At 73.7% G+C, this 24,071-nt stretch carries 20 protein-coding genes; 12 read left to right on the forward strand and 8 right to left on the reverse strand.

Going from position 1 to position 24,071, the window contains the following annotated elements; genetic code table 11:
* Positions 1-93 precede the first annotated feature (93 nt).
* Complete coding sequence (locus tag LQ327_RS18265; protein ID WP_230736318.1) at positions 94-894, reverse strand: crotonase/enoyl-CoA hydratase family protein; 801 nt, start codon at positions 892-894, stop codon at positions 94-96.
* A 119-nt stretch (positions 895-1,013) separates the two neighbouring features.
* Between LQ327_RS18265 and LQ327_RS34840 the strand changes: the two genes are divergently transcribed.
* The 6 genes from LQ327_RS34840 (at position 1,014) to LQ327_RS18295 (ending at position 8,717) form a co-directional block, all read left to right on the forward strand.
* Entirely contained in the window at positions 1,014-2,228 is a 1,215-nt protein-coding gene (locus LQ327_RS34840; protein WP_230736320.1) for an acyl-CoA dehydrogenase family protein, read from the forward strand.
* Positions 2,206-3,261 carry an acyl-CoA dehydrogenase family protein gene (locus LQ327_RS18275; RefSeq protein ID WP_230736322.1) on the forward strand — a complete coding sequence of 352 codons (1,056 nt, stop codon included), beginning with the start codon at positions 2,206-2,208 and terminating at the stop codon, positions 3,259-3,261. Before LQ327_RS34840 ends, LQ327_RS18275 begins: the two co-directional genes overlap by 23 nt.
* A gap of 262 nt (positions 3,262-3,523) precedes the next feature.
* Positions 3,524-4,144 carry a TetR/AcrR family transcriptional regulator gene (locus LQ327_RS18280; protein WP_230736324.1) on the forward strand — a complete coding sequence of 207 codons (621 nt, stop codon included), beginning with the start codon at positions 3,524-3,526 and terminating at the stop codon, positions 4,142-4,144.
* Positions 4,145-4,172: 28 nt separating this feature from the next.
* A complete protein-coding gene (locus tag LQ327_RS18285; RefSeq protein WP_230736326.1) occupies positions 4,173-5,408 on the forward strand; it encodes an acyl-CoA dehydrogenase family protein in 1,236 nt (411 codons plus the stop codon).
* A 1-nt stretch (position 5,409) separates the two neighbouring features.
* A complete protein-coding gene (locus LQ327_RS18290; RefSeq protein WP_230736328.1) occupies positions 5,410-7,524 on the forward strand; it encodes an acyl-CoA dehydrogenase family protein in 2,115 nt (704 codons plus the stop codon).
* A complete protein-coding gene (locus tag LQ327_RS18295) occupies positions 7,521-8,717 on the forward strand; it encodes a CaiB/BaiF CoA transferase family protein (RefSeq protein WP_230736330.1) in 1,197 nt (398 codons plus the stop codon). The genes LQ327_RS18290 and LQ327_RS18295 overlap by 4 nt, the downstream gene beginning before the upstream one ends.
* Before the next feature lie 32 nt (positions 8,718-8,749).
* Here the strand turns inward: LQ327_RS18295 and LQ327_RS18300 are convergent, their stop codons facing one another.
* From LQ327_RS18300 to LQ327_RS18310, 3 genes are read right to left on the reverse strand one after another with little or no spacing between them, the layout of a single operon-like run.
* Entirely contained in the window at positions 8,750-9,688 is a 939-nt protein-coding gene (locus LQ327_RS18300; RefSeq protein ID WP_230736332.1) for an HpcH/HpaI aldolase/citrate lyase family protein, read from the reverse strand.
* The gene (locus tag LQ327_RS18305; RefSeq protein ID WP_230736334.1) at positions 9,688-10,884 is read right to left on the reverse strand and encodes a CaiB/BaiF CoA transferase family protein; all 1,197 of its coding nucleotides are present in this window, start codon (positions 10,882-10,884) and stop codon (positions 9,688-9,690) included. The genes LQ327_RS18300 and LQ327_RS18305 overlap by 1 nt, the downstream gene beginning before the upstream one ends.
* Positions 10,877-12,226: an LLM class flavin-dependent oxidoreductase gene (locus LQ327_RS18310; protein ID WP_230736335.1), complete on the reverse strand. Its 1,350-nt coding sequence runs from the start codon at positions 12,224-12,226 to the stop codon at positions 10,877-10,879. Before LQ327_RS18310 ends, LQ327_RS18305 begins: the two co-directional genes overlap by 8 nt.
* An 86-nt stretch (positions 12,227-12,312) precedes the next feature.
* Between LQ327_RS18310 and LQ327_RS18315 the strand changes: the two genes are divergently transcribed.
* The 4 genes from LQ327_RS18315 (at position 12,313) to LQ327_RS18330 (ending at position 16,785) form a co-directional block, all read left to right on the forward strand.
* Positions 12,313-13,245 carry an amidohydrolase family protein gene (locus tag LQ327_RS18315; protein WP_230736337.1) on the forward strand — a complete coding sequence of 311 codons (933 nt, stop codon included), beginning with the start codon at positions 12,313-12,315 and terminating at the stop codon, positions 13,243-13,245.
* Complete coding sequence (locus tag LQ327_RS18320; RefSeq protein WP_230736339.1) at positions 13,242-14,408, forward strand: CaiB/BaiF CoA transferase family protein; 1,167 nt, start codon at positions 13,242-13,244, stop codon at positions 14,406-14,408. The genes LQ327_RS18315 and LQ327_RS18320 overlap by 4 nt, the downstream gene beginning before the upstream one ends.
* A 92-nt stretch (positions 14,409-14,500) precedes the next feature.
* Complete coding sequence (locus LQ327_RS18325; protein ID WP_230736341.1) at positions 14,501-15,262, forward strand: hypothetical protein; 762 nt, start codon at positions 14,501-14,503, stop codon at positions 15,260-15,262.
* Complete coding sequence (locus tag LQ327_RS18330) at positions 15,211-16,785, forward strand: phytoene desaturase family protein (protein WP_230736344.1); 1,575 nt, start codon at positions 15,211-15,213, stop codon at positions 16,783-16,785. Before LQ327_RS18325 ends, LQ327_RS18330 begins: the two co-directional genes overlap by 52 nt.
* A gap of 3 nt (positions 16,786-16,788) precedes the next feature.
* Here LQ327_RS18330 and LQ327_RS18335 read toward each other — a convergent pair whose 3' ends face one another.
* Positions 16,789-17,571, reverse strand: coding sequence for a citryl-CoA lyase (locus tag LQ327_RS18335; protein ID WP_230736346.1), 783 nt, complete (start codon positions 17,569-17,571; stop codon positions 16,789-16,791).
* Positions 17,572-17,654: 83 nt separating this feature from the next.
* Here LQ327_RS18335 and LQ327_RS34845 point away from each other — a divergent pair, with 83 nt between their 5' ends.
* A complete protein-coding gene (locus tag LQ327_RS34845; RefSeq protein WP_230736348.1) occupies positions 17,655-18,329 on the forward strand; it encodes a GntR family transcriptional regulator in 675 nt (224 codons plus the stop codon).
* 56 nt (positions 18,330-18,385) lie between these two features.
* Here the strand turns inward: LQ327_RS34845 and LQ327_RS18345 are convergent, their stop codons facing one another.
* Genes LQ327_RS18345 through LQ327_RS18355 form a run of 3 tightly spaced genes read right to left on the reverse strand, consistent with a single transcriptional unit; the run spans position 18,386 to position 22,681 of the window.
* Complete coding sequence (locus LQ327_RS18345; RefSeq protein ID WP_230736350.1) at positions 18,386-20,005, reverse strand: AMP-binding protein; 1,620 nt, start codon at positions 20,003-20,005, stop codon at positions 18,386-18,388.
* Positions 20,006-20,024: 19 nt separating this feature from the next.
* Positions 20,025-22,175, reverse strand: coding sequence for an acyl-CoA dehydrogenase family protein (locus tag LQ327_RS18350; RefSeq protein WP_230736352.1), 2,151 nt, complete (start codon positions 22,173-22,175; stop codon positions 20,025-20,027).
* Complete coding sequence (locus tag LQ327_RS18355) at positions 22,172-22,681, reverse strand: CoA transferase (protein ID WP_308286351.1); 510 nt, start codon at positions 22,679-22,681, stop codon at positions 22,172-22,174. Before LQ327_RS18355 ends, LQ327_RS18350 begins: the two co-directional genes overlap by 4 nt.
* Before the next feature lie 30 nt (positions 22,682-22,711).
* On the opposite strand from LQ327_RS18355, the gene LQ327_RS18360 reads away from it, so the two are divergent.
* Positions 22,712-24,070 carry a hypothetical protein gene (locus LQ327_RS18360; protein WP_230736353.1) on the forward strand — a complete coding sequence of 453 codons (1,359 nt, stop codon included), beginning with the start codon at positions 22,712-22,714 and terminating at the stop codon, positions 24,068-24,070.
* The last annotated feature ends 1 nt before the right edge of the window (position 24,071 follow it).

Raw genomic sequence — 24,071 nt, forward strand, 5'->3', positions numbered from 1 at the left:
ACACCAGACTGATCGTCGTTCCACAAGGGCGTTGACACAGAGGCGGCTCCGCCGCATGTGAACGAATCTGGTCGTCCAGGCGACCATATTCGTTCACATGCCGAAGGCCGGCTCCCGACCCTCGAACCGCGCCGCGACCGCCTCGGCCTGGTTCGGGCTCCCGATCAGCTCGGCCATCGCGTCCTGCTCGGCCGCGAACCCCGCGGCGGCGTCGACCCGACCCGCGACGCCGAGCAGCCGCACCGCCCAGCGGACCGCCTCCGGGTTCCGCGTCGCGATCTGGCGGGCCAGCGACAACGCCTCCGCCCGCGGGTCCTCGGCGGTCCGGGTCGCCAGGCCGAGCGTGACCGCCTCGGTGCCGCTCACGACCCGCCCGGTCAGCGTCAGCTCCGTCGCCACGTCCCGGCCGACGAGCTCGGGCAGTACCTGGGTCCCGGTCATGTCGGGCACGAGACCCCAGAGGATCTCCAGGACGGCGAGCCGCGCGTCCGGGGCGACGAGGCGGATGTCGGCGCCGAGGGTCAGTTGGAGCCCCCCGCCGAGCGCGTGCCCCTGCACCGCCGCGATCACCGGGACCTCGAGCTCCCGCCAGACGTGCACCGCTCGCTGCCCGGTCGCCTTCGCGGGACCGTCGGACGGCGGGAGATCCACCGTCGCGCTCGGTCGGTCGCCCCGCGCGAGGTCGCGGAACGAGGAGCGGTCGAGCCCGGCACAGAAGTCCGGGCCCTCGGCGGAGAGCACCACGGCCCGTACTGACCGGTCGTCGCGCAGCGCCGTGCCCGCCTCGATGATCGCCCCGAACATCGCGGGATCGAGCGCGTTGCGCTTCTCCGGGCGCGAGAGCCGGACCTCGGCCACGCCGCCGCTGATCTCGACGTTCACGCGATCGCTCATGACCGGTCCTCCACGGTCCGCCGCGCGATCGCCGCGTTGCTCGGGCTCCTGGTGCCACCACGACCGCGCGACATACCGGTAACTTATCGATCGTTCAGTGACGACGCGAGGGAGCGCCCGTGGCGGAGGAGAACTGGCGGGAACGACTGCGGACCTGGCTCGCCGAGCATCCGCCGCCGCCCGAGGCCCACACCGACGTCGCCGCGGCGCAGCGCTACCAGGCGCAGTTGCACGACGCCGGGTACGCGGGCCTGACCTGGCCGAAGGAGTGGGGCGGGCAGGGACTCGGGGCGGTCGAGGCGCAGGCGTTCGCCGAGGAGTCGGCCGCGGCCGACCTGCCGACCCGCCCGTTCATGATCGGCATGGGCATGACCGGCCCGACCCTGGTCGACCTCGGCACGCCCGAGCAGAAGCGCCGCTACCTGCCGCCGCTGCTGCGCGGCGAGGAGATCTGGTGCCAGCTGTTCTCCGAGCCGGGCGCCGGGTCCGACGTCGCGAGCCTGCGCACCCGCGCGGTGCGCGAGCCCGACGGCAGCTGGGTGCTCTCGGGGCAGAAGGTCTGGACCTCCAACGCGCAGTGGGCCGACGTCGCCGCGGTGCTCGCCCGCACCGACCCGGACAAGCCCAAGCACGGCGGGATCACCATGTTCGTGCTCGACATGCGCCAGCCCGGGGTCACCGTGCGGCCGCTGGTCGACATGACCGGGCACGCCCCGTTCAACGAGGTCTACCTCGACGAGGCCCGCGTCCCGGCCGACGGCGTGCTCGGCGAGGTCGACGGCGGGTGGCGCGCGGCCACGACGATGCTGGGCCACGAGCGCGTCTCGATCAGCGGGATGCGCCAGCGACGGGGCCGCGGGGTCACCTCGGCGGCGCTGACCGAGCTCGCCCAACGCCGCGACGTGGCCGGCGACCCGCTGGTGCGCGACCGGCTCGCCGACCTCTACGCCCACGAGCGCGTGCTGGAGCTCTTCACCGACCGGATGCGCCAGGAGACCGCGGCGGGCGTCCCGGTCGGCGCGCGGGGATCGGTCGGCAAGCTCGCGGGCGCCCTGCTGGCCCATCGCGGGGTCGAGGTCGCGGGGCACGTCGCCGGCGCGGACGCCGTCGCCTGGGAGGTGTCCGACGACGGCGAGGGTCCGGGCGACGATCTCGCGCTCGGCATCGCCTCGGCCCCGGCGGCCTCGATCGCCGGTGGCACCAACGAGATCCAGCGCTCGATCATCGGCGAGCGCGTGCTCGGCCTGCCGCGCGAGCCCGCCGCCGACCGTGATCGTCCGTTCCGTGACGCCCCCACCGGGGAGGTGGACCGTGCAGCTGGTTCCCACGTCTGAGCAGGACGAACTGCGGTCGGCCGTTCGTGCGCTGCTCGACAAGCAGGCGCCGAGGGCGGTCCGCGCGACCGTCGACGACGGCGCCGGCTACGACCGCGACCTCTGGCGCCGGCTCGGCACCGAGCTCGGCGTCCTCGGGCTCGCCGTGCCCGAGGAGCTCGGCGGTGCCGGGGCCGGCCACGTCGAGCGCGCGATCCTCGCCGAGGAGCTCGGGCGCGCGCTGCTCCCGTCGCCGTTCCTCGGTTCGGCGGTGCTCGCGACGGACCTGCTGGTGGGTCTCGACGACCGCTCCGGGCTGCTCGGGGCGCTGGGCTCGGGGGAGCGGATGGCCGCCGTGGCCGGGGTGCTCGGTCCGGCGGGAGACGTCTCGGTGTCGGGTGGAGGGCTCCGCGGTTCGGCCGGTCCGGTCGTCGACGCCACCGACGCCGACGACCTGCTCGTCGTCGTCGACGGCGTGGTCCACCACCTCGACGCGACCGGACCCGGCGTCGTGCGCACCCCGTTGCGGTCGCTCGACCCGACCCGGCGTCATGCTCGTGTCGACCTCGACGGCGCCGCCGCGACCCGACTCGGGAGCCTGGATTCCGACGCGCTCCAGCGGGTGCGGGACCTGGCCACGGTGGCGATCGCGGCCGAGCAGACCGGCGTGATGGGGGCCGCGGTGGACCGCACCGTCGCCTACGTCTCCGACCGGGTGCAGTTCGGCCGCGTGATCGGGTCCTACCAAGCGGTCAAGCACGGCTGCGCCGACATGTACGCGTCCACCGAGCAGGCGGTCTCGGCGGTGCGCGCGGCCGCGTGGGCCGCCGACCACGACCCGGACGCGCTGCCCCTCCCGGCCGCCGTCGCGCGGGTCTTCGTCGGGCCGGCCGCGTTCGCCGTGACGAACTCGATGGTCCAGTACCACGGCGGCATCGGCTACACCTGGGAGCACGATGCGCACCTGTTCTACAAGCGCGCGAAGTCCGACGAGCTGCTGAGCGGCCCGCCCGGTGCGGCGCGGGCCCGGCTCGCCGAGCTGATGAAGGTCTGATGCGTACCCGGGGACGGACATCCGGGGTGCGGTGACGTTCTAGGCCGCCGGTGATCACCGGCCGGCCGGTCGGTGGCTGGTCCGGGCAAGATCAGCGGGCCTGGGTGGCTGTCGCCGCGGCCGTGCGCCGCCGTGCAGGTCTGTTGATCACCGCGCGGCCTGGAGAGAGGTACGGGTGCAGCGTCTCGTCCCGCGTTCACCGCGGTTTCGAGCGAGCGCTCGCTAAGGTGACCCGCCGGTGCCCGTCCGAGGGAGGCACGCGATGGAGACCGAGCACGGCGACTGGCGCACCTACGACGACGTCGTGCTGTCGCCGGTCCTCACGGCCGCTCTCGACGCGTTCGTCGAGTTCGGGTACCACGGGACGACGGTGCGGATCATCGCCGCGCGCGCGTCGATGTCGGTGCCGGGGCTCTACTACCACTACCCGGGCAAGCAGGAGATGCTCGCCGCACTGCTCGCGCGCTCCCTCGACGAGCTGCTCGGTCGCAGCACGGCGGCGGCGCACGACGCGGACGACGACCCGGTCGCGCAGTTCCGGGTACAGGTCGAGAACGCGGTGCTGTTCATGACCCACTGCCAGAAGCTGCGCCTGCTCGCCTCGCGCGACGTCATCTCGCTCGACGAGCCGGCGCGCTCCGCGCACGTCGCCCGCCGTGACGAGCTGCAGGAGCACGTGACGATCCCGCTCGCCCGCGGGCAGCGGGAGGGTTGCTTCACGGTGGACGACCCGGCGGCCGCGGCCCGGGCGGTGCTCGACATGTGCCGAGGAGTGGCGGACTGGTACCGGCCCGACGGGCCCGAGAGCCCGGAGCGGATCGCCGAGCGCTACACGGCCTACGCCTTGGCGCTCGTCGGGCGTACTTTAGCGAGCGATCGGTAAAACCGAGCTCGGTCGAGAGGATCCCTCGATGACGCGGATGACGTACGCGGCCGTCCACGAGCCGCACACCGACCTCGCCGGTCTGGAACGTCCCGACGAGACGACGCTGCGCGAGCAGGTCCGGGCGTTCGCGTGGGACCGGCTCGAGCGCCGGCGGGGCGAGATCGACGAGAAGCGGCTGTCCCGCGAGCTCATCCCGCTGCTGGCCGAGCAGGGGTACCTGGCCACGCTCGTGGCCCCGGACAAGGGCGGCTCCGGGCTCGGACTCGGGGCGAGCGTCGCGATCGCCCGCGAGCTCGGCGGCGTGGTCCCGTCGCTCGCGGCGCTGCGGGCGATCTGCGGGAACTTCGTGGCCAAGCCGATCGAGGAGTTCGGCACCACCGAGCAGATCGACACCTGGCTGCGGCCGCTCGTCCGCGGGGAGATCACCACCTCGCTGGCGATCACCGAGCCGGCCTCCGGCTCCGACGTCGCGCACATGACGACGACGGCGACCCGCGACGGCGACGGGTGGGTGCTCCATGGCGCGAAGAAGCACGCGAGCGGCGCCGCCGAGGCCGACATCGTGCTGATCTACGCGGCCACCGAGCCCGAGGCGGCGGCCTCGCGGCGGCTGACGGCGTTCCTCGTCCCGACCGACCGGCCCGGCGTGAGCATCTCCCCGGACACCTACCTCGGCCTGCGCGGCCTGTCCCACGCCGAGATCGAGCTCGACGGGGTGCGGCTCGACGACGCCCACCGGCTCGGCGAGGTGGGGGAGGGGCTGCGGATCCTCTACTTCGGACTCGCGGCCGAGCGGATCGACATCGCGGCGCGGGCGACCGGGTGCGCGTCCCGGGCGTTCGAGGAGGCCCGGGCGTTCTCCGCCGACCGCGGGCTGCCCGGCCGGCCGATCCGCGCCCACCAGGGGGTGTCCCACCGCATCGCGGACATGCGGACGACGATCGACGCCGGGTGGCTGCTGACGTTGCGTGCCGCCCGGCTCTACGACCGCGTGCTCGCCGAGCAGGGCCCCGAGGAGGCCAACCGGGTCTGCGACGAGGAGTCCTCGATCGCCAAGCTGTTCTGCGCCCGCGAGAGCTTCGCGGTGTGCGACTCGGCGATGCAGGTGATGGGCGGCCTCGGCTACGAGTACGGGACGGCGGTGGAGGGGATGTTCCGCGACTCGCGGGTGTTCCGCTTCGGTGGCGGCACCGACGAGATCCAGCAGCACATCATCCAGCGCGAGGAGTACCGCCGCTTCCGGACCAGCCGGGAGGGCTGAGATGACCTCCACCGCCTCGACGACGAGGCACGCCGACCTGGGTGCGCTGCGCCGCGAGATCCGCGAATTCCTGACCGAACAGCGCGCGGCCGGGGCGTTCACCCCGACCGTCGACGTCTTCGCCCGCTCCCACGACCCCGCGTTCAGCGCCCGGCTCGGGGGCCGCGGGTGGCTCGGGATGACGTGGCCGGCCGAGTACGGCGGGCACGAGCGGAGCGTGCTCGAACGGTTCGCCGTGCTCGAGGAGCTCCTGGCCGCCGGGGCGCCGATCGGGGCGCACTGGATCGCCGAGCGCCAGACCGGCCCGCTGCTGCTGCGCCTGGGCACCGAGGACCAGCGCCGCCGCTTCCTGCCCGCGATCGCGGCGGGCGAGCTGTTCGTGTCGATCGGGATGAGCGAGCCCGACAGCGGCTCCGACCTCGCCTCGGTGCGCACCCGCGCCGAACCGGTCGAGGGAGGGTGGTCGCTGTCCGGCCGTAAGATCTGGAGCACGTTCGCGCACCGCAGCGGGTGGCTCCTCGCGCTCGTGCGGACCGGCCCGCCCGGCGACGACCGCCACGGCGGGCTGAGCCAGATGTTCGTCGACCTGTCCTCGCCCGGGGTCGAGGTCAGCCCGATCGCGTCGATGGGCGGCGGGCCGGCCCACTTCTGCGAGGTCCTGCTCGACGAGGTGTTCGTCCCGACGGAGCTGGTGCTCGGCACCGTCGGCGAGGGCTGGGCGCAGGTCAGCGGGGAACTCGCCGACGAGCGCAGCGGGCCGGACCGCTACCTCACGGCGTTCCCGCTGCTCGCCGCGCTCGTCAGCGCGTACTCGGCCGCCGGGTCCGAGGCCCTGGACCCGACGGCGGCGGTGCGGCTCGGCGAGATCCTCGCCCGGCTGCGCGGGGTGCGGGCGCTGTCGATCGAGGTGCAGCGGGCGCTGGCCGCCGGCGAGGCACCCGTCGTCACCGCCGCGATGGTGAAGGACCGCGGGACCCTGCTCGAGCAGGACCTCGTCGAGGTCGCGGCGGCCCTGACCGCGGACCTGCCGACCGCCCGCGACCGCACCCTCGACCGGCTGCTTACCACCGCGCAGCTCGCCGCACCCACGTTCACCCTGCGCGGCGGGACGACGCAGATCCTGCGCAGCATCGTGGTGCGCTCGCTCGACGGGCGTCCGGCTGCGCACGACGACGTCGCCGACGCGGTCGACGACCTCGTCGACGCCCACGCGGAGGTGATGCGCGGCGAGGAGCGCACCCTCGGCTGGAGCCCGACCCTCTGGGCCGCGTTCGTCGAGGGAGGCTTCGCCGAGGCGCCGCTCCCCGGGACCGTCGACGACTCCGCCGCGGGGCGCTCCGTCCTGCGCGCCCTGGGCCGCCGTGCCGCGCCGATCGGAACGGTCGAGCACGCCGTCGCCACCTGGACGCTGCAGGCGAGCGGACTCCCGGTGCCCGACGGTGTCCTCACCCTCGCCGTCGCGCCGCTCGTGGGGCCTGCCCGAGAGCCGGGCGCCCCCTGGGCGGGTAGCGCCGACGCCGTCGTCGTGCACGGGACCACCGGGACGCTGTCCCTGGGCCCGCTGCCCGACCCCACCGCCGCCGACCTCGCCGGAACCCGGTGGGCGCCGGTCGACACCGATCAGCCGGGGGCGCCGGCCGCGGTGGACCCGCGGCCGGTGCTCGAGCTCGGGCGGCTGCTCGTCGTCTCCGGGGCGATGCGCCGGGTGCAGGAACTGACGGTCACCCACGCGAGGTCGCGCAAACAGTTCGGCCGGCCGCTCGCGGCGTTCCAGGCGGTCGGTCAGCAGCTCGCCGAGCTGGCGGGCGCGATCGCCGAGGCCGACGCGGCCATCGACGCGGCGGCGGACGCCCTCGACGTCGGGAACAGCGAGCCGCTCCTCGCCGCGATCGTCGACACCGACCTGGCCGTCCGCCGGGTGACGGCGATCGCACACCAGGTCCACGGCGCGCTCGGGGTGACCGCCGAGTACGAGCTGCACCACCTCACCCGGCGTCTCACGGCGTGGCGCACCACCGGCACCTCGGCGACCGCGGCCGCCGCCGAGATCGGACGCCGAGCGGTGCACGACGGGGCCGACGCGCTCTGGCCGGCGCTCGCGACGGACACGGCGTGACGGCGGCCGACCCGGTCCCGCCCGCGCTCGAGGGCATCCGGATCATCGACCTGACCAGCACGTTCATGGGCCCCTACGCGACGATGCTGCTCGCCCGGATGGGCGCGGACGTGATCAAGGTCGAGACGCCCGACGGCGACGTCGTCCGGCACATCGGTCGCGGCCGCAACCCCGGGATGGGCCCGATCTTCCTGGCGGCCAACCACGGCAAGCGCAGCATCGCGCTCGACCTCAAGCACCCCGAGGGCCGGCGTGCGCTCGACTCGCTGCTCGCGACCGCGGACGTGTTCGTCACCAACCTGCGGCCGGCTGCTCTGGACCGTCTGGGCCTGACGGCCGAGGCGCTGCTCGCCGCCCACCCCCGGCTGGTGTTCGCGACGCTGCCCGGCTTCGGCAGCGCCGGGCCGTACCGCGACCGGGCCGCCTACGACGACGTCATCCAGGCCGCCAGCGGCCTCGCCGCGGTGCAGGGCGGGACGGGCGAGCCCGGGTACGTACGCACGGTGGTCGCGGACAAGGCGGTCGGGCTGCTCGGGCTCGGCGCGATCACCGCGGCGCTGCTGGGCGTGGCGCGGACCGGGCGCGGCCGGGCGGTCGAGGTGCCGATGTTCGAGTCCATGGTCGAGTTCTTCCTGCTCGAGCAGCAGAACGGCCGGGTGCTCGACCCGCCGACCGGGCCGACCGGCTACTCGCGCACCTCCTCGCCCAACCGGAAGCCGTACGCCACCGCGGACGGTCACCTCGGGGTCGTCGTCTACACCGACCGGCAGTGGCTCTCGTTCTTCGACCTCATCGGGCGCCCGGAGCTCGCCCGTGAGGAGCGCTTCGCGACGATCACCGCGCGCACCGAGAACATCGACGAGCTCTACGGCCTGCTCGCCGAGACGCTGCCCTCCCGGACGACCGACGAGTGGCTCGCCGCCCTCGGTGCGGCCGGCATCCCCGCGCAGCCGGTCCTGACGTCGGACGATCTCCTCGACGACCCGCACCTGGCCGCCGTCGGGCTGTTCGAGCCGCTGGAGCACCCGAGCGAGGGCCGGTTGGTGCTGCCGCGGTTGCCGGTGATCGTCGACGGTGCGTCCGCCCCGCCGGTGCGTGGGGCGCCGCGGCTCGGCGAGCACGGCGCGGAGGTGCTCGCCGAGGCCGGCTGGGACGCGGCGGAGATCGCGATGCTGGGGCTCCGCCCCATGTGAGTGAATTTGGTCGTCATGACGACCAAATTCGTTCACATGGCGCGGAGGGCCTCAGCACGCGCCAGCAGCTCCTCGGCCAGCTTGACGTGCGCGGCGTCGACGAGCTTCCCGTCGACCCCGGTCGCGCCGAGTCCCGAACGCTCGGCCTCCCGGTACGCCTCGACGTTGCGCCGCGCGTTCTCGACCTCGTCCGGGGTGGGGGAGTAGACCTCGTTGGCGAGCTCCACCTGCGACGGGTGGATCGCCCACTTCCCGGAGAACCCGAGCGCGGAGGCGTACCCGGCCTCGCGGGTGTAGCCCTCCGGGTCGCGGTAGTCGGGGTAGGGCGCGTCGATCGCGAGGACCCCACCGATCCGGGCCGCCACGGCCACCCGAGCGCGGGCGTGGTGCCAGAAGTCGCCGGGGTAGGGCACCGTCGGGACGAAGTTGGTGTCGACGCGGGTGCCCATCGAGACCGAGAAGTCGCCCGCGCCGAAGATCAGGGCGTCCAGGCGGTCGGAGACGGTCGCGATCTCGACGGCGTGCTCGAGCCCGGCCACGTCCTCGATGAGCACCTCGAGACGGATGGGCCGCTCCCGACGGAGCTTGGTCTCCAGCTGGGTGAGCAGGGTGTCGACCCACCAGACGTCCCGCGCCGCGGTCGCCTTCGGGACGATGATCGTGTCGAGCTGCTCGCCGGCCCGCGTGACGATGTCGATGACGTCGTCGTGACACCACTCGGTGTCGACGCCGTTGATCCGCACCGCACGGGCCGTGGTGCCCCAGTCGATGTCGCGCAGTGCCTCGACGGCCTTCTTGCGGGCGTCCGGGCGCTGGGCGGGCGCGACCGCGTCCTCGAGGTCGAGGAACACCAGGTCGGCGCCGGAACGCGCGGCCTTCTCGAACATCCGCTCGTTGCTGGCGGGCGTCGCCAGCTCGGAGCGACGGACGGGCAGGGGCGAGCGAAGCGACGGGGAAGGGACGGGCGGCATCAGATCACTCCTCGGGAGCTCAGGTCGTCGATCTCGGAGCCGTCGAGCCCGACGACCTCGCTCAGGATCTCGCGGGTGTGGGCGCCGAGCTCGGGGCCGAGGTGCTCGACGCGCCCCTCGACGCCGGAGAGCCGCGGCACCGGGGACTGCACGAGCAGGCTGCCGAGCTGGTCGTCGGGGATCCGGCGGAAGACCTCGCGGGCGACCATCTGGTCGTCGGCGACGAGGTCGGTGACGTCGTAGACCGGCGCCGCGGCGATCTCGGCGGCCTCGAACACCGCCATCGCCTCCTCGAGGGTCTGCTTCGCGACCCAGTCGGCGACGATGCCGTCGACCTCCGTCGCGCGGGCCAGGCGTTGCTGCGGGTCGGCGAAGTCCGGGTCCTCGGCGAGGTCACCGCGGCCGATCGCCCGGAACACCCGCAACGCGACGGTCGGGGCGCTGCCGGACATCGCGATCCAGCGGCCGTCGGAGGTCTGGTAGGTGTTCCGCGGCGCGGAGATGTCCCACTTGTTGCCCGCCCGACGGGGCACGGTGCCGGTCGCGTCCCACGTGACCAGCGACTGCTCGAGCACGCGGGCCAGCGGGTCGAGCAGGTTGACGTCGACGAGGCGTCCGTCGGCGCCGTGCACGTCGCGGTCGTAGAGCGCCATCATCACCGCGTACGCGGCGTTCAGGGAGGCGACGCCGTCGGCGAGCATGAAGGCGGGCAGCGTCGGGGGCCCGTCGGCTTCGCCGGTCATGTGGGCGAACCCGCTCATGGCCTCGCCGAGGGTGCCGAAGCCGGGCCGCTCGCTCTTCGGGCCGGTCAGCCCGAACCCGGTGATATGCAACATCACGATCTTCGGGTTCACGGCGTGCAGCCGCTCGTGGTCGAGGCCCCAGCGGCGCAGCGTCTGCGGCCGGGTGTTGGCGACGACGACGTCGCAGTGCGCGGCGAGCTTCCGGGTCAGCTCCTGCCCGTCGGACGTGCGCAGGTCGACGGTGATCGAGCGCTTGTTGCGCGACACGCTCTTCCACATCAGCCCGACGCCGTCGCGCTGCGCGCCCCAGCCGCGGATCGCGTCGCCGACGCCCGGCGGCTCGAGCTTGATCACATCGGCGCCGAACTCGCCGAGGTAGGTCGCGGCGAGCGGCGCCGCCGCGAGCGACGCCATGTCCAGCACACGCAGGCCGGTGAGGGGGAGATCAGGCATCAAGGCGCTCCGGGCGGGGGAGTCCGAGGGTCTCGCGCAGCGTGGTGCCCGGGTACTCCGAGCGGAACACTCCGCGGCGGCGCAGGTGCGGCACGGCCATGCGGACCACGTCCTCGAAGGAGCCGGGGAAGTGCGTCGCCGCCAGGACGAAGCCGTCGCAGGCCTCGGCGTCGTACCACTCGTGCATCTGCTCGGCGACCTGCTCGCCGGTCCCGACGAACCGCGGCCCCTGCAGCAGCGTCGCCCGGTGCGCGGCGAGGGTGCGCAGGGTGAGCTCCTCGCCCTGGGTGTGCTTGCGTACTCCCTCGACGAGGCCGCGGATGCCGGTGACGCTCGAGATCAGCTCGTCGGTGATCGGGTCGTCGAGGTCGTGGCCGGAGAAGTCGTGGTTGAGCAGTTCGGAGAGCAGCGCGAGCGACGCCATCGGGTGCACCAGCTGGTCGAGGAAGATCTCCTCCTTCTCCTTCGCGATCGACTCGGTCTCGCCGATGACGGTGTAGGCCATCGGCAGGATCCGGACGGCGTCGGGGTCGCGCCCGAAGGCGGCGATGCGGTCCTTCTGGTCGCGGTAGTGCTCGACGGCGACCTCCCGGCTCGGGTCCCCGGTGAAGATCAGCTCGGCCCACCGGGCGGCGAAGTCCCGCCCACGCCCGGACGACCCGGCCTGCAGCAGCACCGGCCGGCCCTGCGGCGAGCGCGGCACCGTCAGCGGACCCCGCACGTCGAAGTACTTGCCGTGGTGGTGCAGCTCGTGGACCTTGCCCGGATCGGCGAAGATCCCACCCTCCCGGTCGCCGACGATCGCGCCGTCCTCCCAGGAGTCCCAGAGCCGCGCGACGACGTCGACGAACTCCTCGGCCCGGTCGTAGCGCTCGTCGTGCCCGAGGTGGATGTCCTGCCCGAAGTTGCGTGCCTCGGCGTCGTTGACGCTGGTCACGACGTTCCAGGCGCTCCGGCCGCGGGTCAGTTGGTCGAGCGTGGCGAACGTCCGAGCCACGTGGAAGGGCGGGTAGTAGGTCGTGGAGTACGTCGCGCCGAGCCCGAGGTGAGTCGTCGCGGCGGCGCACACGCCGAGCACCGCCGTGAGGTCGAGCTTCACCGGCCGGGCGCCGTAGCGGACCGCGTCGTCGGTCGAGTCGCCGTAGATCGCCGGCATCGCGAGACGGTCGTCGAAGAACATCAGGTCGAACGTGCCCTCCTCGAGGACGCGCGCGATCCGTTGGTAGTAGCGCAGGTCGAGGTAGTCGTCGGTGGCCGACGGATACCGCCACGACCCCGAGTAGACCGAGACGTTGGACGCCTGCAGGAAGGCCACCAACGACATCTGTTGCGACCGGGCCATGGCGCCTCCTCGCTCGTACCTGATATATCAGGAGGCTGACAGTAGAGCCTGGCGACCGGCAGGGTCAACGGGGGAGGAGCTCGTCGATGAGCGCACCTGACAGCGATCACGGGCCGGTGATCGACGCCTTCCTGCACACCCCGTGGCTCGGCGGCGACGACCCGGCCGACCCCCGCGGGGACCGGGTCGACTGGACCGGCGACGCGCGCCTGGCCCGCGTCATGCACACGTTCCGGCACGACGAGGCCGCGTTGCTCTCGGCGGACGATCTCCTCGCCGCGATGGACGACGCCGGGACCACGAAGGCGCTGCTGCCCGCGAAGGTCTACTACCGGGCGACCGAGGACGGCGTCCGCGCGGTCCATCGGGAGATCGGTGCGCTGACCCGCGCCTCGGGCGGGCGGCTCAAGGGCGTCGCGACGATCCCGCCGCCCGAGCTGGGGCCGGGTACCTACTGGGACGTCATGGCCACCGTGCGGGTGCTGCGCGACGCGTACGCCGAGCACGGCGTCGTCGGGGTACACCTGACGCCCGCGCCGTGGGGGATGCCGCCCGACCATGCGTGGTTCTGGCCGGTGCTCGCCACCTGCTCGGAGCTCGGGCTCGCGGTGTTCGTGCACGTCGGGATGCCCGGGCCGCTGTGGCCGGCCGAGCACCAGGACCCGGTGCACCTGGACCGGATCGCGCTGGCCTTCCCCGACCTCGTGATCGTCGCCCACCACATCGGCGACCCGTGGACCGAGACCGCGGTCCGATTGGCCGCGCGGCACCCCAACCTCTACCTCTGCACCTCGGCCTGGGCGCCGTCCCGCTACCCAACCCCGCTGGTGGGGTTCCTGCGCGGCGGATGGCACGGCACGGTCGGCGCGGAGAAGGTGCTCTTCGCGACCGACCACCCGCTCCTCGACATCGGGCGCGCCACCGCCTCGGCCCGCGCGCTCGGCCTCGACGAGGAGCGCTCGCGGGCGTTCCTGCACGACAACGCCCGTCGGCTGTTCTGGCCGGAAGAGGAGTCATGACCGCACCGCTGGACGGCATCACCGTCGTCGACCTCACCCGCAACCTTGCCGGTCCCTACGCGACGATGGTCCTGGGCGACCTCGGCGCGCGGGTGATCAAGGTCGAGCGCCCGGGGACCGGGGACGACACCCGCGCCTGGACCCCGCCGACCTGGGGCTCCCCGCCGCGCTCCGTGTTGTTCGACGCGCTCAACCGCAACAAGGAGAGCGTGACGCTCGACGTCGACGACCCGGACGACGCCGCCCACCTGCGTGCGCTGGCCGCGCGCGCCGACGTCGTCGTGGAGTCCAACCGCGCCGGCGCCCTCGAGCGCCGCGGCCTGGGCTTCGAGCAGATCCGGGAGCTCAACCCGCGGATCGTGTACGTCTCGATCTCCGGGTTCGGCAGCGTCGGGCCCGACCGCGACCGGCCGGGATACGACGCCGTCGTCCAGGCCGCCTCCGGCGTCATGAGCATCAACGGCGAGCCCGGCCGGATGCCCTCGCGGGTCGGACCGTCGATCGTCGACCAGGGCACCGGGATGTGGGCGGCCCTGGGCGTGCTCGCCGCGCTGCGCCGCCGCGACGCCGACGGCGAGGCCCAGCATGTCGAGACCAGCCTCTACGAGACCGGTGTCTCGTGGGTCGGGTACCAGACCTCGAACTACCTCGCGAGCGGCACCGTGCCGGGACCGCAGGGATCGCGGCACTCACAGTCCGCGCCGTACGAGGGGTTCGCGACCCGCGACGGTCACCTGCTGATCGCCACGCTCAACGACGCCCTGTTCCGTCGGCTGTGCACCGCGATCGGGCGCGAGGACCTCGCCGACGACGACCGCTACCGCACCAACCCCGACCGGGTCGCCCGCCGCGACGAGCTGGCCGCGCAGATCGCGGCGGTCCTGACCGGCGACGACACCGCGGCCTGGGAGGCCCGCCTGCGCGAGCACGGCGTGCCCTGCTCGGCCGTGCGCTCCCTCGACGAGGTGGCCACCGACCCGCAGACCGCCGCGCTCGGCCTGCTGCGGGACTACGACCACCCCGACGTCGAGGGCATGCGCCTGGTCGACCACCCGCTGACCTACAACGGCACCCGCTCCTTCCGCCACGACTGGCCGCCGGGGCTCGGGGAGCACACCGGGGCGGTCCTCGGCGAGGATGGGCACTCGGTGAACGACCGTTGACATGACGGTCGTCGGATTGCGAGGCTCCACGGAGGTCAGTGACCGGGGTGTGCGAACGCTTGCTCCGATCCACACCGACGACGGAGGTCGCCGTGGAAGCTCGGGTGCAACGGGTCCTGATCTGGTCGGGCCCTCTGATGGTGGTCCTCTGGGTCGGGGCCTTCATCGGCATCGCGGGCTGGTTCCCGCCCTCGCCGCCGTCGAGCAGCGCACCCCAGATCCTCGACCTGTACGCGAGTCACCCGAACGCGATCAAGTTCGGCATGGTCGTGTCGATGGCGGCGTCGGCGCTGCTCGTGCCGTGGGCGGTGGCGATCTCGGGCCAGCTGCGGCGCATCGACGGCGCCAAGGCGCTCGCCGACGTGCAGATGGTGTCGTGCGCGCTGCTCTCGCTCGAGTTCATCACGCCGATCGGCGTCTGGATGGCCGCCGCGTTCCGGTACGACGGCCGGGCCCCCGACGTCACCGAGGCGCTGCACGACGTCGGCTGGATCCTGTTCATGACGGTGATCTGGTCGCTCTGGATCCAGCTGGTCGCCATCGGCGTGGCCGTGCTCATCGACCGTCGGACACCCACGGTGCTGCCCCGCTGGATCGGCTATCTCAACCTCTGGGTGGCGGTCCTGATCATCCCCGCGGGCCTGGTCCTCTACTTCAAGAACGGGCCGTTCGCCTGGAACGGGCTGATCGGGCTCTACCTCCCGCTGACCGCGTTCGTCATCTGGGTGTTCTCGATGACGCTGACCGTCCACCGCAACCTCGGCCGGCAGATCGCCGAGGCCGACGAGGGGAGCGAACCGGCATGGACGAGGTCTTCGACCACATCGTCATCGGAGCGGGTCACAACGGGCTGACCGCCGCCGTCACCCTCGCCGAGGCCGGGCACCACGTGGCCGTCGTCGAGCGCCTCCCGGAGCCGGGCGGGCTGACCACGGCGCTGCCGCGGGTCGAGGCGGCCCCGGAGCACCTGCTGCACGTCGGCGCCATGGACGACATGTTCATGTCCGGCACCAGCCTCGCCGGCGACCTCCGCCTGGCGGACCACGGCCTCGAGTCGATCTCGCTCGAGCAGCCGTACGGGTGGATGGGCGAGGAGGGCGAGACCCTCGTCCTGCACCGCGATCTCGAGCGCACCCTCGACGAGATCCGGTACTTCTCGCCGCGCGACGCCCGCACCTACGCGGAGCTCCACCGGACCCTCGACTGGTTGGTCGGCCTGCAGGCCCGGCTGGGCGCCCGTCACCCGCGCGACCTCGGGCGTCTCGACCTCCTCAAGATCGCGATGTCGGCGGGCGCGAGCCGGCGGACCCGCTCGCTGCTCGGCCGGATGCTCTCGTCGAGCATCTTCGAGCTGGTCGCCGACACATTCTCCTCGGACGCGATGCGCGGCCTGTGCGCCTACTGGTGCAGCATGTTCGGGCCCGCGAACCTCGACGGGAGCGGGCTCTACCTGGTCGGGTTCGCGGCGGTGCACCGCGGCGCCGGGGTGCAGCGGCCGCGGGGCGGGATGAGCGCGATGATCGAGGCGCTCGCGTCGTCGGTGCGCTCCCGCGGCGGCGAGGTCCGGTGCGGGCACGGCGTCGAGCGCATCGTCGTCGACCGTGGGCGCGCCACCGGCGTCCGGCTCGACGACGGCAGCGAGCTGTGGGCGCGCCGGGCGGTGCTGAGCTCGTGCGCGCCGCAGCACACCCTCGGCCCGATGCTCGACGACGGCGTGCTGGACCCGGCCGACCGGATCAAGGTCTCGATGCTGCCCGCGAACGCCGCGAACGTGTCGCTCTTCAAGATCGACATGGCGGTGGGCGGGCGGCTGTCGTACCCGCGGGCCCAGGCCGTCCGGGCGCGCCGCGACGATCTCGACCTGCGACCCACCACGTTCATGACGGGGACCCTCGAGGACCACGTGGCGCAGTTCCACGCCATGAACGCCGGCCGGAACGTGTCCGACCCGCCGGTCTACCTGGCGATCCTCTCGGCCACGGACCCGACGCTCGCCCCGGACGGGCAGGACGTCCTGTACATGCTGTCGAACTGCGCGGCCCGGCCGAGTGCCGGCTGGGACGCCGAGAAGGACGGCTACAGCAAGGCCATGACCGCGGGCGCCGAGCGCTACCTGGACGGGCTGGACGCCGAGATCGGCCGGGTCGAGCACTCCCCGCTCGATCTCGAGCGGGTGTTCTCCCTCCCCAACGGCTGCTTCTTCCACGTCGACATGACCCCGACCCGGCTCGGCATGAACCGGCCCGCCGCCGGCCTGGGCGGCTACGACACCCCCGTCGAGGGGCTCTACCTCGCCGGGTCCGGGGTGCACCCCGGCGGCGGGGTCAGCGGGTGGCCCGGCCGGCTGGCCGCCCGGCACGCCCTGGCCGCCCGGTAGGTCTCACTCCGGGCGCAGGTGCGCCGAGGCCTCGTCGTCGGCGCGGCGCCAGAGCTCCACCGCCATCGGCTGCTCGCCCTCCTCGAGGATGTGTCCGACGAGGCCGATCGCGCGCGCCATGACGCCCAGCCCGCGGACCGCGCGCAGCGGCAGCCCGAGTTCGCAGGTCAGCGCCCCGATCGCGCCGGTGGCGTTGCACGGCAGGTCCTTGCCGATCGCCCGGCCGCCCGCGGCGGCGACGAGCTGGACGAGCTCGACGTAGCGCCCGGAGAGCCCGTTCTCGGCGGCGATCTCGAACAGCCGGGGCGCCCGCGGGTCGACCGGCTTGTGGAACGGGTGCCCGATCCCCGGGACCGGCTCCTTCCGGGCCCGGAAGCCCGCGACGATGCTCTCGGCGGCCGCCTCGAGGTCGGTGGACCCGTCGTCGTCGGCGAGGGCGTCGGAGAGCATCCGCGCCGCGCCCTCGGTGCTTCCGACGAAGACGCTCCCCAGTCCGCACAGTCCCGCGGCCACCGCGGCCTGCAGCGACTCCGGCGCGCCCGCATAGGTCATCCGCGCGGCCAGCGCGCTCGGCGTGAGGCCGTGCTCGACGAGCGTGATCAGGAGCGCGTCGTAGACCCGCGACTGCTCGGCGGTCGGCCGACGCCCGGTGAGCTGCAGGAACGAGAAGTCCGCGAGGGTGAAGTGCCCGAGGATCTCGTTCGGCAGGTCCAGGCCCCGCACGGAGATGCGGTCGGGCGTGCTCCAGGCGATGTCGGAGCGGATCGGCGTGGGCTGGTACGTCACGGGTGTCCTCTCGGTGTGAATCGGGTGATGCCTGATATATCAGCTCTGTGGGAGACTGGCCGGACCGACGGGTGGAGGGGTACGTGGACGAGGCCGACGAGGGGCCCTGGGCGGTGGCGGGCGCGTCCGCCGGGCGCCTCGGGGACACCGTGCGGGACCGGGTCGCCCGCGAGCTGCGCGACCGCATCCTCACCGGCCGCTACGAGCGCGGCGAGCGTCTCGACCTCGACGCCGTCGGTGCCGAGCTGGGCACCAGTCGCACGCCGGTCCGGGAGGCGTGCCTCGCGCTGCAGACCGAGGGACTGCTGCGGATGGCGCCGCGCAGCGGGGTCACCGTGCTCGGCGTCGAGCCCCAGGAGGTGCTCGACAACTTCCTGCTCATGGCCCGCCTCTCCGGCTTCGCTGCCGAGCTCGCGGCGCAGCGGATCACCGGCGCCGAGCTCGCCGAGGTCGCGGGGATCAGCGACGCGATGCGCGAGGCGTCGCAGGCGGGGAAGTCCATCGCCGAGCCGAACTGGCGGTTCCACCGCGAGATCCACCGGGCGTGCCGGTCCCGACGGTTGATCAGCCTCATCGCGCAGACCGGGCGCTCCATCCCGCGGACCTTCCTCGAGGTCTTCCCCGAGCACGTCCCGTGCGCGCTCGACGAGCACGACGAGCTGGTCGAGGCGCTGCGCCGGCGCGACGGCGACGAGGCCCGCCGGGTCACCGAGCGGCACTACGCGGTGCCGGCGGAGCTGGTGAGCGGCGTTCGCTGACGCATGTGCGTGCGTTTCCGTGCTCCAGCACGGAAACGCACGCACGTGACCGGAGGTCAAACCAGCTCCGCGGCGCGCTCCCGCAGCACGCCGGTGCGTACCTTCGGTCCGTTGGTGCCGGCCGTCGTCGGGAGCTCGTCGAGCACGACGATGCGGGTAGGCACCTTGAACCCCGCGAGGTTCGCCCGGCAGTGGGCGAGCAGCACCTCCTCGGTGCACTCCGCGCCGGCCGGGCCCTCGGCGGGCACGACGAACGCGACAGCGACGTCCGCGCCGCCCCCGTCCTTCGTATCGCCAGCCTTGGCGCCCACGACCTTCCCCGTCGCCACCGCGTCGTGCTCGATCAGGAACGCCTCGATCTCGGCGGGCTGGACGAGGAAGCCGCGCAGCCGCAGCGCGTCGCCGGCGCGGCAGGAGTAGAGGTAGCCGCGGTCGTCCGGGTCGAGGTGGCCGAGGTCGGAGGTCCGCAGCCATCCCTCGGGGGTGATCGCGGTGGCCGTCGCCTCCGGGTTGCCGAAGTAGCCGCTCATGACGTGCGGACCCCGGAACAGCAGTTCCCCGGTGTCGCCGACCGGGACGTCGGCGCCGCTCTCCGGATCGACGACGCGCACCTCGATGTCGTCCGACACCGGACGGCCACCCCCGCGGACCCGGCGCTCCCACTCCAGGTCGGCGTCCTGGATGGCGGCCAGCGCGAAGCCCTCCGACGAGCCGTAGACCCCGCAGACCGGCACCCCGAAGCGGTCCTGCGCCCAGCGCGCGACCTCCGCGGAACGCCCGGAGAAGTCCGCGATCGCCCCGTGCCGCCACGCCGGCAGCTCGACCGGATCGGCCTCCCAGGCGTCCTTGATCCGGCCGAAGAGGTCGTCGCCGCCGACGAGGTGGGTGACGTCGTGCTCGCGGGCCAGCCGCAGCGCGGCGGCGGCGTCGAAGACCGGCTCGAGCACGATCGTGGCGCCCGCCGCCAGGGCGGCCATCGCCGCGGTGTGCCCGAAGACCCCGGCCAGCGGCAGCGGGAGCAGCAGCACGTCACCCGGCCCCAGGCCCTGCGCGCGCCCGGCGTGTCCGCCGTGGGTCACGACGGACGCCTGGTCGTGGGCGGCCAGCTTCGGGGCGCTCGTCGAGCCGGAGGTGGTGAAGAGCTTGAACGTGTCGCCGGCCTTCCCGACGGCGGGTATGGCGGGGTGGTCGGTCCGGTCACCTGACGCGTGGGCGCCGCCGCCGAGGTCGAAGCCGCCGAGGTCCGCGGTGGCGGGCGCGCGGACCACGTGCACCGTCGGCGTCGCCCCGGTGTCCTCGGCCGCCGCCCGCAGCGTCCCGGCGAGGTCGAGATCGCGGGACCCGGTCCGGAACGCGAACGGCACGACGACGTGGGCCGGCGCGGCGGTGCGCAGCAGGTGCGCGACCTCGTGGCGCTGGTAGCGGGTGTGGATCCCCAGCGACACCGCGCCCAGAGCACCGAGCGCGAACTCGAACGCCACCGCCTCGGGCCAGGTCGGCAGCCACACCCCGACGACGTCGCCAGGGCGCACCCCGCGGGCCGCCAGCTCGGCGCGCAGCGCCGCGGCCCGTTCGGCCAGCCCGGCGTAGGTGACCGCCTCGCCGTCGGCGATCAGGGCCACCCGATCCGGATGCCGCCCCGCCAGGTCGTCCAGCATCGTCGTCGCCGTGGGCACGGGTTCCTCCCGGGGAGTCTCAGGCGTCGCGGGGCAGGCCGAGCACCCGCTCCGCGAGCACGTTGCGGGTGATCTGCGAGGTGCCGCCGCCGATGGTGGTGAACCGGCTCCGAAGGTAGAGCCAGCCGAAGTCCTCGTCCTCGTCCACGCCGGCCTCACCGAGCAGCCGCAGCCCGACGTCGGCGATCCGCTGGATCCGCTCCGAGTTGACGATCTTCGCGACGTTGGCCTCGGCCGCGGGCCCGGCGCCGGTCATCGCGCGCAGCAGCCGCCGTAGGTTGAGCGCCTCGACCGCCTGCTCCTCGGCGATCGCGTGGCCGACCTCGCGGGCGAACCCGGCGTCCTCGGGCCGGGTCCGGCGCCACAGGTCGAGCAGGGCCGCCGCGTTCACGGGGGAGCTGCGCTCGCCGATCGTCGTGCGTTCGTTGCCCAGCAGCGTCCGGACCACGCGCCAGCCGTCGTCGACGTCGCCGACCACGTCGCCGTCGGGGACGAAGACGTCGTCGAGGAACACCTCGTTGAAGCTCGTGTCGCCGAAATCGCTCGCGGTGGGCCGCGCACCGCCGACGATCTCCCGCAGCGGCCGCACCGTGATCCCGGGCGCGGCCATGTCGACGATCATCAGCGAGATCCCGGCGTGCTTGGGCTTGTCCGGATCGGTCCGCACGGTCGCGAGGCCGTGGGTCGCGGTGGCGGCGTGGCTCGTCCAGACCTTCTGCCCGGACAGCAGCCAGCCACCCTCGGTCCGGACCGCCCGGGTCCGGACGGCGGCCGCGTCGGACCCGGCGTCGGGCTCCGAGGACAGCTGGCACCAGGTCACCGTCCCGCGCAGCGAACCCGGCAGGTACCGCGCCGCCTGGTCGGCGGTGCCCTGCTGGCCGATGGTCATCGGCACCCAGGGCACGTCGATGACCCGGCGGGGGAGCGCCTTCGCCTCCTGCTTGACCACGTACTGGGTCAGTGTGTCGGCGTCGAGCCCGTAGGGCCGCGGCCACTCGGGCATGAGGTGGCCGGACGCGGCGAGCGCCTCTGCCTGCTCGTCGACCGGGAGCGAAGCGATGCGCGCCACCAGCTCACGGGCCCCGGCGCGGACATCCGCTGCTTCCGGCGGGAGCGGCACCTCCCGGGCGCGGTCCACACCCCCGGCCGCCCGAGCGGCGACGTCGGCATCCGCCTGCCCGCCCGGGTCGAACACCGCCGCGAGCATCCCCGCGCGACGCAGGTAGAGGTGGGCGGGGTGGTCGAAGGTGAAGCCGATCCCGCCGTGGACCTGGATGTTCGTCTCGGCGCAGGTCCGGAACGCGGGGAGGGCGACGGCGGCCGCCACGGCGGCGTCGAACGCGGCCCGTTCCTCGTCCGCGCCGGTGGGCCGGGCCGCGTCCCAGGTGGCCGCGGCGGCGGTCTCGGCGGCCACGAGCATGTCGGCGCACAGGTGCTTCACCGCCTGGAACGAGCCGATCGTGCGGCCGAACTGGCGGCGGATCTTCGCGTAGTCGACGGCCGTCGCGGTGACAGCGGCCGCCCCGCCCGCGGCCTGGGCCGAGGCCAGTACCCGGCCGACGCGCAGCGCGAGAGCGGCACCGCCGGGGAGCACCTCGCCGGCGTCGTGGGCGACCCCGGAGCAGCGCACCCGACAACCACCGGAGCTGCGGTCGAGCACCGTGACCGGCTCGCGCGTGGTCCCGGCGCGGTCGGCGTCGACGACGACGAGGTCGGGTCCGCGCCGCAGCAGCAGCACGTCGGCGACCGTCCCGCCGAGGACGAACCCGGCGTCCCCGTCGAGCGTTCCGGAGCCGCCGAGGGCCGTCGCGGCCACGCGCTCCCCGCTCCCCAACGACGGCAGCAGCCGCTCGCGCAGCGCCGGCGACCCGAGCGCGTCGATCACCGCGGACGACAGCACCGTCGCCAGGAACGGACCCGGCGCGCAGTGCTCGCCGACGGCCTCCATCACCAGGCACGCCTCGAACAGCCCGGCGCCCGCCCCGCCGACGTCCTCGCCCAGGTGCAGCGCCAGCCACCCCTGTTCGGCGGCCTCGGGCCACAGCGCGGGCAGCGTCTCCTCGGGCGCGTCGAGGGCCGCGTGCGCGGCGGGCAGCGCCTTCATCCGCTCCAGCGCGCGACCGAGGACCGCCCGGAACGCGACGTGCTCCTCGTCGACGGCGATCGTCATCGTGCCTCCTCCGCGATCGGCAGGGCGGGCGGTTCGGGGAGGTCCGACGCGGACGGGCGCAACGCCCCGGCGATCGGCAGCGGCACCGCCGGCAGGGTCGCGCCCCTACCCGTCGTCGTGACCTGGTGGGCGAGCACCCCGCGCGCGACGACCTGCTCGTCGGCCACCGCATCGGCCAGGTCCCGCGGCCACTGCCCGGCGGCGCCGCCGGCCACGCCCCAGTAGACGAAGGTCAGCAGGTTCTCGGCCATCGCGACGTCGAGGTGCGCGCCCACGCCGGTCCGGTGCCGCCGCAGCAGTGCCAGCAGGATGTTCACGACGGCGGGGTAGGAGCCGCCGCCGATGTCGGCCCACGTCGTCGCGGGCATCGGGGGAGCGCCGTCGGTGCCGTGGACCAGCGAGAGTAAGCCCAGTTCGGCGGCGAAGTTGAGGTCGTGGCCGGCCGCCTGAGCCTTCGGTAGCGTGGCGTTGCGTTGAACTTCGAAGATCTTGCAGTAGAGATCGATGGGTCGGTCTCGCTGTGAGGAGTGCTCGCGATGCCCACGATCTCTGTCACGCTCTGTGCCGAGGTTCCCGAGCTCGCTGAGGGCCCGGGCGCCTTGAGCTGGTCGATGGTCGAGGCGTGGGCGGTGGCGATGCGTGAGGAGGTTCCGGCCGCGGCGCTGGCGGTGTCGTTGGAGCAGGTCCAGGACCAGCTCATCGACCGTGTGTGCGGGCCCCGCTGGCTACCGGTGCGGGGTCTGCCCGCGCCGTTCGGCTGCCCGGGATGCGGAGTCATGCAGGACTTCGCCCGCAAGGGCAAGCGCACCCGTGCTCGCCGGGTCGACACCTCGGTCGGGGTGGTGCGGCTGCAGCTGGCCAACGTGGGTTGCCGCGACTGCGGCCGGGTGTTCGCGCCGCTGCTGTTGATGCTCGATCTGACCGGGCGGCGTCGCACCGACCGGCTGGCGGTCGACCTGGCCGAGCTGGCCAGCCAGATGTCGTTCGCCCGAGCCGGGGCGGTGGCCCACAGCTTCGGGGTCCCCGCCTCGCCCGGCCGCGCCCACCAGGCCGTCGCGGACATCGCTCCCCGGCTCGCCTCGGTCGGGCGAGTGGAGCTCGGTGGCCCCTCGCGCGCCGCGGTGGTCGTGCTCGATGGCACCGGGGTCCGCGCGGGGCGTCGACGCCTGGGCGTGAACACCAACATCGCCCTCGGGCTCAGCGCGCGCAGCGGGCCGCGTCGCCGGCGACGCGCCCAGACCGCGCTGCTCGGGCTGACCGTCGATCAACCCTGGTCGGCCATGGCGACCCAACTCGCCGCGCTCGAGACGCCGACGATGGTGGTCGTCGACGGCGAACTCGCGGTCACCCGCGTCGCGGAGCTGACCTGGCCCGATGTCCCGATCCAACGCTGCTGGTGGCACCTGGCCCGCGCGCTGCGCTGGGCGCTCTACGCCGACAAAGCACCTCATCGCTGGTCCCGCGACAAGCGCGGCGAGCTCACCGAGCTGTTGCGCAGCACCGCCCGGGAACACCTGACTCACGCCCAGGCCCTGGCCCGCTACGACGCCTTCGTCGACTCCGTGCGCGCCGAAGACCACCACGCCGCCCTGGAACTGCTCACCGGCGCCCGCGACCAGGTCTTCACCTGCCTGCAACCAGGCATCCGACACGACCTGAGGCGTCTCGGCGGCCCCGAGCTCGGCAGCGGCCTGCTCGAACGCGTCATGCGCGAACTCAACGCCCGCACCGACATCGGCGGCAGCCGTTGGTCGGTCGACGGGCTCCGCGACCTGATCACCATCCAGCTCACCCGCATGACCCACCACCCAGCGTGGACCACACTGCGCCAGTCAACCCATCCGCCGAACCCCATCGACTTCAAGATCAATCACCTGAAGTTCAACGCTGGCTGAC

The organism is Actinomycetospora endophytica, assembly GCF_021026375.1.
Lineage (GTDB): Bacteria > Actinomycetota > Actinomycetes > Mycobacteriales > Pseudonocardiaceae > Actinomycetospora > Actinomycetospora endophytica.

Excerpts from the sequence above, each read along its gene's own strand:
- LQ327_RS18350 (WP_230736352.1), bottom strand. The coding sequence starts at position 22,175 with ATGACGATCGCCGTCGACGAGGAGCACGTCGCGTTCCGGGCGGTCCTC.
- LQ327_RS18310 (WP_230736335.1), bottom strand. The coding sequence starts at position 12,226 with ATGGCCCGGTCGCAACAGATGTCGTTGGTGGCCTTCCTGCAGGCGTCC.
- LQ327_RS18320 (WP_230736339.1), top strand. The coding sequence starts at position 13,242 with ATGACCGCACCGCTGGACGGCATCACCGTCGTCGACCTCACCCGCAAC.
- LQ327_RS18280 (WP_230736324.1), top strand. The coding sequence starts at position 3,524 with ATGGAGACCGAGCACGGCGACTGGCGCACCTACGACGACGTCGTGCTG.
- LQ327_RS18265 (WP_230736318.1), bottom strand. The coding sequence starts at position 894 with ATGAGCGATCGCGTGAACGTCGAGATCAGCGGCGGCGTGGCCGAGGTC.
- LQ327_RS18285 (WP_230736326.1), top strand. The coding sequence starts at position 4,173 with ATGACGCGGATGACGTACGCGGCCGTCCACGAGCCGCACACCGACCTC.
- LQ327_RS18360 (WP_230736353.1), top strand. The coding sequence starts at position 22,712 with ATGCCCACGATCTCTGTCACGCTCTGTGCCGAGGTTCCCGAGCTCGCT.
- LQ327_RS18330 (WP_230736344.1), top strand. The coding sequence starts at position 15,211 with ATGGACGAGGTCTTCGACCACATCGTCATCGGAGCGGGTCACAACGGG.
- LQ327_RS18305 (WP_230736334.1), bottom strand. The coding sequence starts at position 10,884 with ATGCCTGATCTCCCCCTCACCGGCCTGCGTGTGCTGGACATGGCGTCG.
- LQ327_RS18315 (WP_230736337.1), top strand. The coding sequence starts at position 12,313 with ATGAGCGCACCTGACAGCGATCACGGGCCGGTGATCGACGCCTTCCTG.
- LQ327_RS18290 (WP_230736328.1), top strand. The coding sequence starts at position 5,410 with ATGACCTCCACCGCCTCGACGACGAGGCACGCCGACCTGGGTGCGCTG.
- LQ327_RS18300 (WP_230736332.1), bottom strand. The coding sequence starts at position 9,688 with ATGCCGCCCGTCCCTTCCCCGTCGCTTCGCTCGCCCCTGCCCGTCCGT.